Annotated in this window: 13 protein-coding genes; 11 read left to right on the top strand and 2 right to left on the bottom strand. The window is 68.7% G+C overall.

Going from position 1 to position 15056, the window contains the following annotated elements; translation table 11 throughout:
- The first annotated feature begins 31 nt into the window (after positions 1-31).
- Together rbfA and ASD13_RS10120 are read left to right on the top strand one after the other, a co-directional pair.
- A complete protein-coding gene (gene rbfA, locus ASD13_RS10125; protein ID WP_021199404.1) occupies positions 32-457 on the top strand; it encodes a 30S ribosome-binding factor RbfA in 426 nt (141 codons plus the stop codon).
- Positions 458-619: 162 nt separating this feature from the next.
- A complete protein-coding gene (locus tag ASD13_RS10120; RefSeq protein ID WP_055868795.1) occupies positions 620-2698 on the top strand; it encodes a helix-turn-helix transcriptional regulator in 2079 nt (692 codons plus the stop codon).
- Between the two features lie 25 nt (positions 2699-2723).
- Here ASD13_RS10120 and ASD13_RS10115 read toward each other — a convergent pair whose 3' ends face one another.
- Complete coding sequence (locus ASD13_RS10115; RefSeq protein WP_055868794.1) at positions 2724-3590, bottom strand: A/G-specific adenine glycosylase; 867 nt, start codon at positions 3588-3590, stop codon at positions 2724-2726.
- Positions 3591-3717: 127 nt separating this feature from the next.
- Between ASD13_RS10115 and truB the strand changes: the two genes are divergently transcribed.
- The 6 genes from truB (at position 3718) to ASD13_RS10085 (ending at position 10032) form a co-directional block, all read left to right on the top strand.
- Positions 3718-4611 carry a tRNA pseudouridine(55) synthase TruB gene (gene truB / locus ASD13_RS10110; protein WP_055868792.1) on the top strand — a complete coding sequence of 298 codons (894 nt, stop codon included), beginning with the start codon at positions 3718-3720 and terminating at the stop codon, positions 4609-4611.
- Positions 4608-4976 (top strand): hypothetical protein, encoded by a 369-nt coding sequence (locus ASD13_RS10105; protein WP_055868790.1) that lies wholly within the window; start codon positions 4608-4610, stop codon positions 4974-4976. Before truB ends, ASD13_RS10105 begins: the two co-directional genes overlap by 4 nt.
- A gap of 57 nt (positions 4977-5033) precedes the next feature.
- The gene (locus ASD13_RS10100; RefSeq protein ID WP_373695298.1) at positions 5034-5471 is read left to right on the top strand and encodes a hypothetical protein; all 438 of its coding nucleotides are present in this window, start codon (positions 5034-5036) and stop codon (positions 5469-5471) included.
- Positions 5468-6418 (top strand): bifunctional riboflavin kinase/FAD synthetase, encoded by a 951-nt coding sequence (locus tag ASD13_RS10095; protein WP_055868787.1) that lies wholly within the window; start codon positions 5468-5470, stop codon positions 6416-6418. The genes ASD13_RS10100 and ASD13_RS10095 overlap by 4 nt, the downstream gene beginning before the upstream one ends.
- 237 nt (positions 6419-6655) lie before the next feature.
- On the top strand, positions 6656-8800 hold the full coding sequence (locus ASD13_RS10090; protein WP_055868785.1) for a DEAD/DEAH box helicase: 2145 nt from the start codon (positions 6656-6658) through the stop codon (positions 8798-8800).
- Between the two features lie 203 nt (positions 8801-9003).
- Complete coding sequence (locus ASD13_RS10085) at positions 9004-10032, top strand: 6-phosphofructokinase (protein WP_017830949.1); 1029 nt, start codon at positions 9004-9006, stop codon at positions 10030-10032.
- Between the two features lie 50 nt (positions 10033-10082).
- Here the strand turns inward: ASD13_RS10085 and ASD13_RS10080 are convergent, their stop codons facing one another.
- On the bottom strand, positions 10083-12182 hold the full coding sequence (locus ASD13_RS10080) for a S9 family peptidase (protein ID WP_055868783.1): 2100 nt from the start codon (positions 12180-12182) through the stop codon (positions 10083-10085).
- Between the two features lie 156 nt (positions 12183-12338).
- Here ASD13_RS10080 and ASD13_RS10075 point away from each other — a divergent pair, with 156 nt between their 5' ends.
- Genes ASD13_RS10075 through ASD13_RS10065 form a run of 3 tightly spaced genes read left to right on the top strand, consistent with a single transcriptional unit; the run spans position 12339 to position 15025 of the window.
- On the top strand, positions 12339-13718 hold the full coding sequence (locus ASD13_RS10075; protein ID WP_055868781.1) for an inorganic phosphate transporter: 1380 nt from the start codon (positions 12339-12341) through the stop codon (positions 13716-13718).
- Positions 13715-14050 (top strand): hypothetical protein, encoded by a 336-nt coding sequence (locus ASD13_RS10070; protein ID WP_017830946.1) that lies wholly within the window; start codon positions 13715-13717, stop codon positions 14048-14050. Before ASD13_RS10075 ends, ASD13_RS10070 begins: the two co-directional genes overlap by 4 nt.
- A 54-nt stretch (positions 14051-14104) precedes the next feature.
- Positions 14105-15025: a phosphodiesterase gene (locus ASD13_RS10065; RefSeq protein WP_055868780.1), complete on the top strand. Its 921-nt coding sequence runs from the start codon at positions 14105-14107 to the stop codon at positions 15023-15025.
- Positions 15026-15056: the final 31 nt, after the last annotated feature.

Genomic DNA, 15056 nt, shown 5'->3' with positions numbered 1-15056 from the left:
GCCCTGAGGGTTCCTGGACAGGGAGAGAACAATGGCAGGCGAAAGACAGGCCCGTCTCGCGGATCGAATCCGCGTGATCCTCGCCGAACGGCTGGAGAAGGGGCTGCGCGATCCGCGCCTCGGCTTCGTCACCATCACCGACGTCCGCGTGAGCGGCGACCTCCAGCACGCATCGGTGTTCTACACGGTGCTGGGCACGGAGGAGGAGCGCATCTCCAGCGGTGCGGCGCTCACCTCGGCGACCGGAATGCTGCGCAGCGAGGTCGGACGGCAGCTGAGCACCAGGCTCGTGCCGACCCTCGAGTTCATTCCCGACGCGCTTCCGGAGAACGCCGACCACATCGGCGCGCTGCTGCGTGAAGCGCAGCAGCGTGATGCCGACGTCGCCAAGCTCGCGTCCTCGGCTTCCCACGCCGGCGACGCCGACCCGTACCGTACCGACGACGACGCGGAGTAAGCGCCGTTTGATACGCTCGGCTTCGCGGGACGGCGTCCCGCGAAGCTGAGGGGGATCGGCATCGAGGGTGCGAACACGTCTGGGGGGCCGTTTATCGCGCCCGCTGCCGTCGGGCTCCTCCTGGAGGAGCTGCTCGAGCAGGATCTCGGTTGCGCGCCCCACGTGCTCGCTCGCCTCGCCGATGATCTGGACGCGGACGCGGCGACGATCCGTGAGGTCGTCCAGCGGTTGACGCCGGATCAACGACACGGTCTGCGCCCGGCGCCGACGCCCCTGCCGCTGGTGCCTGCGATCGCGCAGAGGTTCGAGGGAGTGGCATTCGACGAACGCGATCGCAGGCTGCTTCTCGCACTCGCGGTGTGCCTGGACGATGCTCTCGATCCGATTCTCGAATTCGACGGGCGCTCGGCGGCCGAGGTCACCTCCGCCCGCGTCGGTGCGCACCTCGCCGTGCACGCCGGTCGGATGCGCTTCATCGACGCCCGACTGGCGATCTGGCTGCGGGCGACCACCAGTGCGGCAGAGACGGCGGCGGTGCACGGGCGACTGAGCGCGGTCTTCCGCCGTCGCGGCGAACGAGTGAGCGCGGACTGGCATCGGGCGCGGGCGTCGCTCGAGGCAGAGCCGACCGCCGCGCCGGAACTCACCCTCATCGCCAGGGAGCTCAGCGAGGCGGGGTACCCGGATCGTGCGTTGCTGCTCGCCAGGGAGGCCTGCGAGCATGCGGTGGGCGAAGACCAGGACGAGGCGCGCCTCGTCGCCGGCGCGTCGGCGGTGGGCGCCGGGTTCGCTGCGGAGGCGGCCGCGTGGCTGGGGGCCCTGCACCCGCACGGTACCGAGCGATACCGGTTGGCAGGTCTGGGGGCGCTGATCGTCGCCCAGACCGTCGTGCAGGGTGCTGTTCCCGAGGTCGATCCGACGTCGCTGCGGCCGGAGACACCTGACGAGGACGACTGGCATCACTGGACCAGGGCGGCCGCCCTCGCCGCGATACTCTGCGCCGAACGCGGCGACCGTCGCGGTATGCGCACGTGGCTCGACGCGCTCCGCGACGGCGCATCCCGGATCGGTGCCGAGCATGAGCTGAGGGATCCCGTGGTGGCGCTGAGCTGGCTTCTCGTCGGGGACCGCGACATCGAAGAAGTCGCGGGGTCCGGCCCGGTGAGCGGCGGGATGCTGCGCACGCTGCGCGCCGCCCTGGAGGGGGACGTCGATCTGGCGCTGCGTCTCATCGCGACCGACGAATCTGCGTTGTCCGGCGAGCCCGACCCGTTCGTGCCGGGATACGAGCACAGCCCGGTCGTTCAGGCGTATCGCGCCGTCGTCGAGGTACTGCTGCTCGTGTGGCGGGGTGACATCGGTGTCGCGCGGGACCGGCTGATCCAGGCGGCGCTCTCCTTTCCGATCGCGATGCCGTTCGCCGGATTGGGAGTGGTGCTCGCCAGACGCCTCGATCTGGCGGTGCTCGGCGAGCTGGGACCCTTCGCCCGATCACTCACCGTCGCCCTGCCCGGGGGAGCGAAGATCGACCTCCTCGTGGACCGCGGCATCCAGTCATTCCTCGCCGGCTCGTTCGACGATGCCGCCGCCACGGTTCGGCTGTGGTCCGATCTCGGTGGGCCGCAGACCACGATGGCGGTACCGGGTTTGGACGAGTTGGCCTTCATCTCTGCCGGTCGCACCACGACGGAGGCGTCCATCGAGCCTCCGGAGATCGCGCTCGCCCAGCGCCTGCGGGTCCGTGTCGCGACGGCAGGCGACGGGCGGTGGCGTGCCGAGAGCGATGAGGTCCGCGACATCGCACGCACATTGACCTCGCCGTTCGCCAGGGCGCGAGTGGAGACGATGCTCGGAACACAGCATGCGATTCGCGACGATCACTCCTCGGCGAGGATCCACCTCCAGTACGCCGAACGGCTGTTCGAGCTCTCGGGTGCGACGGCGTGGGCGAGGGCGGTGCGCGGCAGACTGGATCGGCTCGATGCGAGAGAGGGGAGCATCGTCTCCTCGGTCGGCGCTCTCTCCGCGTGCCGCGCGGCCTGGTCGCCTCAGCTCACGGCGCGCGAGCTGGAGGTGGCGATGCGCGCGGTCGGCGGTGCGGCGAACCGCGAGATCAGCGAAGCCTTGAACGTCTCCGTCCGCACCGTCGAAGTCCACCTCGGGCGGGTCTTCACCAAGCTCGGCGTGCGGAGCCGGGTCGAGCTGACTGTGCTCGCCCACCGCACAGAGCAGCACCTCTGAGCCGTCGCGCCTGAGCCGGTCGTCGTCACCGCGGCAGGAACAGAGAGACCCCATCGGCTTCGGCGAGTCCGTCGGCGATGAGCGAGTCGATAGCCCGATCACGCTGCCCGGGATCGGGCCAGTCCGGCAGGACGGCGTCGAGCGGGACGGCGTCTGGGTCGATGTTCCGCAGCAGCTTCAGCACCGCGCCGCGGGCCTGTCGGTCGGACCCCTCGTATGCGGCCTGGCGTCGGCGCTCATCACCCGTGTCCGGTCTCCCGGCGGCCAGCCATGCGCAGCTGCCGGCGAGAGGGCACAGCTCGCACCGCGGCGCCCGGGACGTGCACACCGTGGCGCCGAGCTCCATCGCTGCGGCATTGAACACCGCAGCTTCGGCGACATCGTCCGGCAGCAGGTCGGCCATCAGGTCGAGGTCCCGGCGCGAAGGGGGTCCCGGCTGCGCCCTGCCCTCGACGGCGCGCGCGAGCACCCGTCGGGTGTTCGTGTCGACCACGGGATGCCGGTCGCCGTAGGCGAACACCGCGACGGCGCGAGCGGTGTAGTCACCGATACCGGAAAGGGCCAGCAGGGCGTCCACTTCTCGCGGAACGATCCCCCCGTGCCGCTCGGTGATCTCGACCGCGGCACGGTGCAACCACAGCGCGCGCCGGGGATATCCCAGGTTCGCCCACTGCTGCACGACGTCCGCTGTCGATGCGGTGGCCATCTCCGAGGGCGTCGGCCACCGCTCCAACCACGCCTCGAGGTGAGGGATGACTCTCGTCACGGGCGTCTGCTGCAACATGAACTCGCTCACCAGGACGCCCCAGGCGCCGAACTCGTCATGGAAGGAAGGTCGACGCCACGGCAGGTCGCGAGCGGTCGCTCGATACCACGTCGGCAGGGGTGACATCAGCTCGAGAGAGGCCGGTGGGAGAGGCACCCGTCCAGCCTATGCGAGCGGATCGACGGCCAGGAGAGGGGAGCCACCGGGCATCCGCACGCGCAGATCCCGCTCGCGCGCTCGGTAGGCTGGGGGGATGGTCTCGCCCGGCATCCTCCTCGTCGACAAGCCCGCAGGGCTGACCAGTCACGACGTCGTCGCCCGCACGCGACGCGCGTTCGGCACCCGCAAGGTGGGGCACGCCGGAACACTCGACCCGATGGCGACCGGACTGCTGGTGATCGGCATCGAAGGCGCGACCAGGCTCCTGACCTACATCGTCGGTGCGGACAAGACCTACGTGGCGACGATCCGTCTCGGCCAGACGACGGGCACGGACGATGCGGAAGGGGAGATCCTCACCACGGCCGCGCCCGAAGCGTGGGACGCGGTGACCGATGAGGCGGTGTCGGCCGGCATCACGCAGCTCACGGGTGAGATCTCCCAGGTTCCCAGCGCCGTCTCGGCGATCAAGGTGGACGGTCGTCGCGCTTATGAGCGCGTGCGCGCCGGCGAAGAGGTCGTGCTCGCCGCACGCGATGTCGTCGTGTCGCGCTTCGACCTGCTCGCAACCAGGCGAGGTGACGGCCATCTCGATCTCGACGTCGTCGTCGACTGCTCGTCCGGAACGTACATCCGCTCCCTCGCCCGCGATCTCGGGGCCTCGCTCGGCGTCGGCGGTCACCTCACCGCGCTGCGCCGCACGCGGGTCGGTCCGTTCGATGTGTCCGATGCGGTCGGTCTCGACGCGCTGGAGGGCGCCACGACTCTGACCCCGGGCGAGGCGGCCGGCAGGATCCTCCCCGTGCTGGAGATGTCCGGTGACGAGGCACGCGACCTCCGTCACGGCAAGCGGCTGAGCGGCCAGGCCGCGCGCCTCGAAGAGACGATCGGTGCAGCGATCGACCCGGAGGGGCTCCTGATCGGCATCGTCGAGAAGCGCGGTGCCGACCTCAAGAGCGCCATGAACATGCCGGAGGGCGACCGATGATCCTGTGGCTCACGATCGCGCAGATCGTCATCGCCGTCGCCGCCGGCATCTTCTGTCTCGTCGCGGGTCTGATCGGCAAACGGCCGAGCGACTTCAGCGTCGGCGCCCTCGCCCTCGTCGAGGTGCTGCTCATCGTGCAGGTGATCGTCGCCATCGTTGCGCCGCTGACCGGGAACCCTCCGACCGGAGACCTGCTCGAGTACTGGGTCTACCTGGTCTCCGCGGTGCTCCTGCCCGTCGGCGCGGTGCTGTGGGCGCTCATGGAGCGCAGTCGCTGGAGCACGGTGATCCTCGGGGTGGCGGCGCTCGCGATCGCGGTGATGCTGTGGCGTATGCAGGTCATCTGGTCCGTCCAGATCGCGTGACGCGGCGGGTCGGAGCGCAGACCCGACCTCTCCTGCGGCTCTAGGATGGAATGCGCTATGAGCTCCACCGCCCCCTCCTCTCGGATGACCGGAATCGGTCGCGTCCTCGTGATCGTCTATGCCGTGATGGCGCTGGCCGCGACCGGACGCAGCTTCGTGCAGATCGTCCGTCGCTTCGACGAGGCGCCGCTGGCGTACGCGCTCTCCGCACTCGCCGCCGTCGTGTACATCCTCGCCACACTCGCCCTCGTCCTGGCCCGCCGCCGCGGCTGGTACTCGGTCGCTTGGGTCGCGATCGTCTTCGAGCTCACCGGCGTCCTCGTGGTGGGGGTGCTGAGCCTTCTGATGCCCGACCTGTTCCAGCATGAGACCGTGTGGTCGCTGTTCGGGCGCGGTTACCTGTTCATTCCGCTGGTTCTGCCCCTCTTCGGCATCTGGTGGCTGCGCACGCACCGCCCGGCCGACGTCGTGCGTCCGGTCGAGGTCGGCGCGTGATCGTCTTCCGCAGCCCGGAAGAGGTGCCGGACGACTTCGGACCGAGCGCGGTCGCGATCGGCAAGTTCGACGGCGTCCATGCCGGCCACCGAGCCGTGATCGAGCGCCTCGAGGAAGCGGCTGCAGCGACGGGCAGCCGGTCGGTCGCCGTCACGTTCGACCGCAACCCGCTGGCCGTGATCCGCCCCGACCGCTGCCCGGAGAATGTCGTCACGGTCGAGCGCAAGCTCGACCTCCTGGGCGAGCTCGGGCTCGACGCCACTCTGGTGCTCACGTTCGACGAGGAACTCGCCGCCCGCAGCGCTGAGGACTTCGTCGTCGACATCCTCGTCGGAGCCCTTCGGGTCTCCACGGTCCTCGTCGGGCAGGACTTCCGTTTCGGCGCTCGGGGAGCCGGTACCCCCGAGCTTCTGCGCGAGCTCGGTCCTCGTCACGGCTTCTCGGTCGAGGTCATCGACGACGTGTACCTCCCCGGCTCCACGCGACGCGTGTCGTCGAGCTGGATCCGCGAGCTGCTGATGGAGGGCGACGTCGCTGCGGCGACGACCGTGCTCGGACGCCATCCCGATGTGCGCGGAGTCGTCGTGCACGGACTCAAGCGCGGGCGGGAACTCGGGTTCCCCACGGCGAACCTCTCGACCATCGTCGATGCGTTCGTGCCGGCGGACGGCGTGTACGCGGGCTGGCTGGTCGACCACGACACCGGGATCCGGCATCCGTCGGCGATCTCCGTCGGGACCAATCCCACCTTCGACGACGTCCTCGTGCGACAGGTCGAGGCTCACGTGCTGGGAGAGACGGGTCTCGACCTCTACGGGCACGACGTCACGGTCGAGTTCGTGGAGCGGCTGCGGGGCATGGTGGCCTTCGAGGGCATCGACAAGCTGATGGTGCAGATGGGTGCCGATGTCACGGATGCGGCGCGGGCTCTCGGGCTCTCGTCCTAGCCGAGAGCGGATCGCCGGTTCGACCGTGCGGGATGGACGGCTCGGCGTGGGCGATCTCCGCTGAGCGAGCGAGATGGCATAGAATGATCATCGGCTCCCGCCGAACTTCGCGACTCTCGCGTTCCCCGGCGGGAAGAAGATCCACTGTTCGTACGGTCCTGGCTCACGCCACACGCGGACAACGAGAACGGCTCATGGTTTCCTGGGGAAGCCGGAGCCTTCACGCTCAGGAGGAGCATGCCGACTACGGCAACCGCCGCCACGCGGCGCAAGAAGACGTCCCGTCGCGACGATGAGGCACCCCTCATCCCGATCCTCGCGCGCAAGGTGCGCGAGATCGAGGCGAAGTCGCAGCGAGGGAAGCTCGGTCCCACGAATCGAGTGAAGTTCCAGGTGATCGCCTTCCTGGTGCGCGAAGAGCGCGCCAGGGTGAAGGCGGATGCCGAGATCGGCGATCCCGCACGCGCCGAGTTGCTGAAGCGGCTCGACGGCGTGGCCACGATCCTCGCGAAGACGGCCGCCCGTGACACCTCACTGATCCAGCTCCTGGAAGCCGACCAGGCGACATCGCCGGTGGCCAAGCGCATGCGCCGGGACTGGCTGCTCGAATCCGGAGCCGAACTCGCCCCGGAAGAGCTCATCATCGCCGATGCCGCACCGGTGCAGATCTCCGCGATCCCCGCAGCGATCGCGGAGCGCCAGGTCACCCCGCCGTCCGTCGAGGCGCGACAGTTGGCCAACCCCTTCCTCGCTCCCGACCTGACGCCGCGTTCGACGGCCACGCCGCGCCGCCGTCTCGACGGCTGGGAGCTCATGGGTCCGCTGTACAAGGCTTTCGAGACCGGGGCCGGTGGGTCCGCCGCGTCGATGGATCTGCCGCCGGCGCCGGAATTCGACCACATCTCGCCCAAGGGCCTCGAGGTCATGGTGCATCAGTCCCGGTTCCTCGAGGCCGTCAAGGCCGGACACCGCAGCTTCCTTCTCGCCGACGAGCCCGGTCTCGGCAAGACCGCGCAGTCGGTTCTCGCCGCTTCCGTCGCGGGTGCATATCCGCTGCTGGTGGTCGTGCCCAACGTCGTGAAGATGAACTGGGCGCGCGAGGTCGAGCGCTGGACGCCCCAGCGCCGGGCGACGGTGATCCAGGGCGACGGCGATGACATCGACGCGTTCGCCGACGTGTTCATCGTGAACTACGAGATCCTCGACCGGCACATGTCGTGGCTCGCCTCCATCGGCCTGCGCGGGATGGTCGTCGACGAGGCGCACTTCATCAAGAACCTCTCCTCGCAGCGGTCGCAGAACGTGCTGTCGCTGGCCGCCCAGGTGCGCGAGCGCACTCCGGGGCACGATCCTCTGATGCTCGCCCTTACCGGTACGCCGCTGATCAACGACGTCGAGGACTTCGACGCGATCTGGCGCTTCCTCGGCTGGACCACCGGTGAGAAGCCGGGCCCTGAGCTCATGGAGAAGCTCGACGCCACAGGGTTCACCCCGGCAGACAAGGCGTTCTATCCCGAGGCCCGCGATGCGGTGATCTCCATGGGGATCGTCCGTCGCAAGAAGAAGGACGTCGCCGCCGATCTCCCGGACAAGCTGATCGCCGATCTGCCGGTGCAGCTCGACGACGAGTTCGGGCGCAGCATCCGCCAGGCCGAGCGCGAGCTGGGGGAGCGGCTCGCCGCTCGCTACCGCCGTATCATCGAGGCTCGCGGAGACCGTGGGCTCGCGTCGGGAGAGATCGACGAGGACATCGTGCGGCTGGTCGCCCAGAACGAGCTCGAGGAGTCCAAGGCCGCCGGCACCGGGGGAGACAACGTCTTCACCATGGTCCGTCGCATCGGTCAGGCCAAGGCGCCGCTGGCTGCAGACTATGCCGCTCAACTGCAGCGCTCGGTCGGCAAGGTCGTGTTCTTCGCGAAGCACATCGACGTCATGGACCAGGCCGAGGCGCACTTCGCCGCGGCAGGCATCCGCTCGGTGTCGATCCGTGGCGACCAGACCTCCACGGTCCGGCAGCAGGCCATCGACGATTTCAACGGCGACCCCGAGGTCGGCATCGCCGTCTGCTCGCTCACCGCGGCAGGCGTCGGGCTCAACCTCCAGGCCGCGTCGAACGTCGTGCTCGCCGAGCTGTCGTGGACGGCCGCCGAGCAGACGCAGGCGATCGACCGTGTGCACCGCATCGGCCAGGGCGAGCCGGTCACCGCGTGGCGGATCATCGCCGCGCACACGATCGACACGAAGATCGCGGAGCTGATCGACCAGAAGCAAGGGCTCGCGGCGCGCGCTCTCGACGGTGAAGCGGTCGAGGAGTCGGCCGCAGAGCCGGTGCAGCTGGCGGCACTCATGCACCTGCTGCGACAGGCGCTGGGCGGAGCATAGGCGTCAAGAATCACCGTTCTTAACGTCGGATCCGGTGCGAGAACACTCGAGACCGGGAAGTTCGACGATATCGGTGAATCGGGTCGTCAAGATCGACGTTTTTCGCCGCTCCCGAATGGCGCCCGAGCGTGCCGGGGCGCTAGTGTCGATCGAAGGCAGCGTCGCCTGTTCCCCCCATCTCCCGAACGTCTGAAGGCACCAGCATGAAGATCGGCATCCTGACGAGCGGCGGCGACTGCCCCGGCCTCAACGCGGTCATCCGCGGCATCGTGCTCAAGGGCACGACCTCATACGACCTCGAGTTCGTCGGCATCCGCGACGGATGGCGGGGCCTGGTCGACGGTGACTTCATGCCGCTGACCCGACACGAGGTGAAGGGGCTGTCGAAGGTCGGCGGCACGATCCTCGGCACCAGCCGCACGAACCCGTACGAGGGCGAGCGTGGGGGAGCCGACAACATCGCCAAGACCCTCTACGGGCACAAGATCGACGGCATCATCGCGATCGGTGGTGAGGGCACACTGGCCGCAGCGGACCGTCTCGCCAAGGACGGCATCAAGGTCATCGGGGTCCCCAAGACGATCGACAACGACCTGCAGGCGACCGACTACTCGTTCGGCTTCGACACCGCGGTGAACATCGCCACGGATGCGATGGATCGACTGCGTACGACCGGCGACTCGCACCAGCGCTGCATGGTCGCAGAGGTCATGGGCCGTCACGTCGGCTGGATCGCACTGCACGCCGGAATGGCTGCCGGAGCTCACGTCGTCTGCATCCCCGAGGTGCCGATGTCGATCGACGAGATCACGGAGCTGGTGACCAGCGCGCATGATCGCGGTCGCGCGCCTCTGGTCGTCGTCTCCGAGGGGTTCAAGCTCCTCGGAATGGACGAGGCCTACAGCGACAAGGGCCTCGACGCCTTCAACCGCCCCCGCCTCGGCGGCATCGGCGACCTGCTCGCGCCCGAGATCGAGCGCATCACCGGCATCGAGACGCGGGCGACGATCCTCGGTCACATCCAGCGCGGCGGATCGCCCTCGGCGTTCGACCGCGTGCTCGCGACACGACTCGGTCTGCACGCTGCCGACGCGATCGTCGACGGCGCCTGGGGCCAGATGGTCGCCATGCAGGGCACGGATATCGTCCGGGTGCCGTTCGCCGACGCACTGGGCGAACTGAACACGGTCCCGCGCTACCGCTACGACGAGGCGGCGGCGCTCTTCGGCTGAGCCGCCTGAGGCTGAGTCCGCCCTTCGCGGACGAGCTCAGCCTCAGCGATTCACTCCTCGGCGAGGCCGAGAGTGTCCAGCAGCCAAGCGAGTTCGAACGCCCGCTCCTTCCAGGAGTTGTAGCGCCCGCTCACCCCACCGTGTCCGGCGACCATCTCGCACTTGAGGAGCACGTCCTTCGCCCCGGCCTCGCGCAGGCGTGCGACCCACTTCGCGGGCTCCACATAGAGCACGCGCGTGTCGTTCAGGGACGTCACGGCGAGGATCCGCGGGTAGTCCACGCCGTCGCGGACGTTCTCGTAGGGGCTGTACGACTTCATGTAGGCGTAGACGTCCGGGTCATGGAGCGGGTCACCCCACTCGTCCCATTCGATGACGGTCAGCGGTAACGACGGATCGAGGATCGTCGTCAGGGCGTCCACGAACGGCACACCGGCGAGGATGCCGGCGAAGAGCTCGGGCGCGAGGTTCGTCACCGCGCCCATCAGCAGGCCGCCGGCGCTGCCGCCCTCGGCCACCATCCGACTCGGCGTGGTCACACCCGACTCGACCAGGTGCTCGCCGCAGGAGACGAAGTCCGTGAACGTGTTGCGCTTGTGCAGGAGCTTGCCGTCCTCGTACCACTGCCGGCCCATCTCGCCGCCTCCGCGCACGTGCGCGACCGCGAAGATCACACCCCTGTCGAGTTCGGAAAGGCGTGCCACGGAGAAGTCGGGATCGATCGAGTGCTCGTACGATCCGTAGCCGTACAGGTGCACCGGACGCGGCTCGACGCCTGGTTCGCCGAACGAGCGCTTCCACACGAGCGAGATCGGCACGCGCACGCCGTCTGATGCGGTCGCCCACTCGCGTCGCTGGCCGTAGTCGGCGGGGTCGTAGCCCCCCAGCACCGGCACCTGCTTGCGCAGCACCAGCTCCCGGGTCGCGAGGTCGAGGTCGTACACGGTCCCCGGCGTCACGAAAGAGGTGTATCCCAGACGCAGGAACGGCGAGTGCCACTCGGGGTTCCCGCTCACGCCGGCCGAGTAGAGCGGTTCGTCGAACACCAGCTCATCGACCGCATCCGTGGCGTAGTCGAGCAGACCGACGCGCTCGAGTCCCTCGCTGCGGTACTCCACGGTGGCGAAGTCGCGGAACGCATCGACACCGAGGAGTCGTCTGCCCTGCTCATGCGCGAGCACCACGTGTCGCTCGCCCTGCGGCTGGGACGCTGACACCGAGACGAGCTCGAAGTCGAGCGCTCCGTCGTTGTGCAGCACGAGCAGGCGATCCTCGCCGTCTACGACCGCATGCTCGACCGAGTACTCCACGCCTTCGCGACGCGGCCACACGAGCTGCGGCTCCGCGGTTAGCTCGCCCGTCAGATCGACGAGGTACTCCTCGCTCGTGATGCTCGAACCGACCGCGATGACCAGATACCGGCGGCTACGGGTGATCCCGGCACCGAGCCAGAACTTCTCATCCGGCTCGTGGAAGAGCTTCACGTCGTCGGTGACGGGCGTGCCGAGGCGGTGCAGCCACAAAGTGTCGGGCCTCCACGCCTCGTCGCGGGTCGTGTAGATCACACCCCGACCGTCTGGTGTGAAGAAAGCGCCGCCCGTGTTCGGGATCTCGTCGTCGAGCGTGGTGCCGGTGGTGAGGTCGCGCACGTGCACGGTGTACAGCTCGTCACCTTCGAAGTCGGTGGACCACAGCAGCTTCGTGGCGTCGTCGGACGTGTCGAACGCTCCGAGCGAGAAGAACTCGTGCCCCTCCGCCTCGATGTTGCCGTCGAGGAGCACGACCTCGCCGGGAACCGGGACACCGGGCTCGAGACGCGGAGGAGTCCAGTCGTCGGGCTCGGCCGCGGCGCGGCAATGGATGCCGTACTGCGCGCCCTCCTCGGTGCGGCTGTAGTACCACCAGTGGCCACGGCGGGTGGGAACGGAGAGGTCCGTCTCCTGCACGCGGCCCTTGATCTCTTCGAAGAGCCGCTCGCGCAGAGCGGCGAGGTGTGCCGTCTCGGCATCCGTGTGGGCGTTCTCGGCCTCGAGGTGGGACACGACCTCCGCCGACTCCTTTGCGCGGAGCCATTCGTACGGATCGTCGAAGGTGTCACCGTGGTGGGTGCGGAGGGAGGAGCGGCGGTCGGCGGTAGGAGCGTCAGTCACCGTCTCACGCTATCCCAGGTCGAGTTGACCGGCACGGGGGAGGGTGGGAGGATCTACCGGGGCCGGTTAACGGAAGTCAAACCCACGGTGAACTCTTCGTTCATCACGTCGATCACGTCGACATCTCCTTCTTCCTCAAACGACCGAAAGCGAACGGTGGAAACCGCAGCCCTCATCGTCGTGCTTGTCATCGCGCTGGCACTCTTCTTCGACTTCACCAACGGCTTTCACGATACGGCGAACGCCATGGCGACGCCGATCGCCACCGGCGCGCTGAAGCCCAAGACAGCCGTCCTCCTCGCCGCCGTTCTCAACCTCGTCGGCGCCTTCCTGTCGACCGAGGTGTCCAAGACCATCTCCGGCGGGATCATCCGTGAGGATGCGATCATCGAGGCCGGGGCGGATCTGTTCCTGTCGTTGATCTTCGCCGGTCTGATCGGTGCGATCACCTGGAACATGCTCACGTGGCTTCTCGGTCTTCCCTCGAGCTCGTCGCACGCGCTCTTCGGTGGACTCATCGGCGCCACCCTCGTCGGCGCAGGCATCGGCGGCATCGACTTCGGCATGGTGCTCTCCAAGATCGTGCTCCCCGCGCTGATCGCTCCGGTCACGGCAGGCCTGATCGCCTTCGCCGCGACGAAGATCGCCTACTCGATCACCCGTCGCTACGACGGAAAGCCCGACGGTCGCGACGGATTCCGGTGGGGGCAGATCTTCACCTCCTCGCTGGTCGCGCTGGCTCACGGCACCAACGACGCCCAGAAGACGATGGGTGTGATCACCCTCGCGATGATCACGATCGGCTGGCAGTCCGGCGCTCACCACGAGCCCGAGCTGTGGGTCATCATCGCGTGTGCGTTCACGATCGCGCTCGGCACCTACCTGGGCGGCTGGCGCATCATCCGCACCCTCGGCAAGGGCCTGACCGACGTCAAGCCCGCACAGGGCTTCGCGGCGGAGAGCTCGACAGCCGCCACCATCCTCGCCTCCAGCGCCCTCGGATTCGCGCTCTCGACCACGCAGGTCGCCTCCGGATCGGTCATCGGATCCGGCCTCGGTCGCCGCGGGTCCACGGTGCGCTGGCGGACCGCCGGCCGCATCGGCATCGGCTGGCTGCTGACGCTTCCCGCCGCCGGTGGAGTGGGAGCGCTCGCTGCGCTGCTCGTGGTCTGGCTGGGCAACTGGGGCGTCGCGATCGACGCCGTGATCGCGGTCCTGATCATCCTCGGTCTGTACATGCGCTCGCGTCGCAACGCCGTCACGCCCGCCAACGCGATGAGTGATGTCGCCGAGTCCGGCATGGCCATCGAGCTTCCCGACACGCCCCCGCCGACGCGTCGTCAACAGCGCATCGAGCAGGCCAAGGCTGAGGCCAGGGCTCGCGCCGAGGCCAGGGAGAAGGCGAAGGCGCAGGCGAAGAAGGATGCCGCGGCCAAGGCCAAGAAGAAGGCGGAGGCCAAGGCCGGCGCCGGTGCGTCCAAGTCTGCGGCATCGAAGAAGAAGCCAGATGCCGACCGGAACGGGGAGTCCGCATGAACGTCGTGATCGACTGGTTCGCGTTCCTCCAGGTTTTCGCGGCAGCCCTCATCGGCGCCGCGGCCATCGTCACGTTCTACGCGCTGGGTCTGCGTCTGCTCGTGCGCAGCGGTCGGGCTCCGGTGGTGAGCCCGGCGGAGTTCACGGACGCCATCACGGTGATCACCGAGAAGGAGCTCAAGCGCGCCGAGAAGCAGGCGGCGAAGGCCGCGCGCAAGAGTCCGTTGACCGAGGGGCAGAAGTCGCTGGCCCTCGTCGGGGCCTACGGCTGCTTCGCGCTCTGCGCCGCCGCAGTGGTGAGCGGCATCCTGCTCCTCGTCATCGGTCACTGACGACGGCGGAACGGGGGCCCGGTGCGGGGGCCGGTGCGGCCATAGGCTGATGTCATGTCCGCAGGAACCGGCACTCCCTACGTCTTCGGCAGGCACGAGCCCGCGTCGCACGTGCTCATCCATGTCAGCGACCCGCATTTCCTCGCCGGGGGAGTGCGGCTGGGCGGACGCTACGACGTCGAGGAGAACTTCGCCCGCACGTTGGAGGCGATCCGCACCGTGCATCCGCACCCCACGGCCATCGTCGTCACGGGGGACTTGGCCGACCTGGGGGAGCCCGATGCCTATCGTCGCCTTCGGGCCGCGGTCGAGCCGGTGGCCGAGGCGCTGCGGGCCCCGGTCATCTGGGTGGCAGGCAACCATGATGAGCGGCCGGCTCTGCGAGAGGGCCTGCTGGATCTGACGCCGACCGAGGAGCCGGTGACCGGTGTCTGGAACCTCGACGGCCTCCGACTCATCGCGCTGGACACCAGTGTCCCGGGGTGGCATCACGGAGATCTCGACGACGGTCAGCTCGCCTGGCTGGCGGAGGTGCTCGCCGAGCCCGCCCCGCACGGGACGCTGCTGGCGATGCATCATCCGCCGATCCCGAGCCATCTGCCGCTGTTCGACATCCTGGAGCTGCGGCATCAGGACGAGCTCGCAGACATCGTGCGGAGGAGCGATGTGCGCGGCATCCTCGCCGGACATCTGCACTATTCCTCCCACGGCCTTTTCGCCGGGGTTCCCGTGAGCGTCGCCTCGGCGACGTGCTACACGATGAACGTCGCGCGTCCGTCGGCCGAGGTCAACGGCATGGACGCCGCGCAGGCCTTCCAGATCGTCCACGTCTACCCCGACACGATCACGCACACCGTGGTCCCGGTGACCGAGGCCCCGACCGGCGACTACTTCTCCGAGGCCTGGCTGGAGCGCATGGCGAAGCTCAGCCCGGAAGGGCGACTCGAGGCCTTCTCCCGCAAACCCGGACGCTGAGCGGCGTAGACTGGGGGCATCCCCCACCCTT

The sequence above is a fragment of the Microbacterium sp. Root1433D1 genome (assembly GCF_001426835.1).
Classification (GTDB): Bacteria; Actinomycetota; Actinomycetes; order Actinomycetales; family Microbacteriaceae; genus Microbacterium; species Microbacterium maritypicum.
This window is presented reverse-complemented; position numbering and strand designations above follow the sequence as displayed.

Excerpts from the sequence above, each read along its gene's own strand:
- rbfA (WP_021199404.1), top strand. The coding sequence starts at position 32 with ATGGCAGGCGAAAGACAGGCCCGTCTCGCGGATCGAATCCGCGTGATC.
- truB (WP_055868792.1), top strand. The coding sequence starts at position 3,718 with ATGGTCTCGCCCGGCATCCTCCTCGTCGACAAGCCCGCAGGGCTGACC.
- ASD13_RS10070 (WP_017830946.1), top strand. The coding sequence starts at position 13,715 with ATGAACGTCGTGATCGACTGGTTCGCGTTCCTCCAGGTTTTCGCGGCA.
- ASD13_RS10105 (WP_055868790.1), top strand. The coding sequence starts at position 4,608 with ATGATCCTGTGGCTCACGATCGCGCAGATCGTCATCGCCGTCGCCGCC.
- ASD13_RS10100 (WP_373695298.1), top strand. The coding sequence starts at position 5,034 with ATGAGCTCCACCGCCCCCTCCTCTCGGATGACCGGAATCGGTCGCGTC.
- ASD13_RS10085 (WP_017830949.1), top strand. The coding sequence starts at position 9,004 with ATGAAGATCGGCATCCTGACGAGCGGCGGCGACTGCCCCGGCCTCAAC.
- ASD13_RS10065 (WP_055868780.1), top strand. The coding sequence starts at position 14,105 with ATGTCCGCAGGAACCGGCACTCCCTACGTCTTCGGCAGGCACGAGCCC.
- ASD13_RS10115 (WP_055868794.1), bottom strand. The coding sequence starts at position 3,590 with ATGTCACCCCTGCCGACGTGGTATCGAGCGACCGCTCGCGACCTGCCG.
- ASD13_RS10090 (WP_055868785.1), top strand. The coding sequence starts at position 6,656 with ATGCCGACTACGGCAACCGCCGCCACGCGGCGCAAGAAGACGTCCCGT.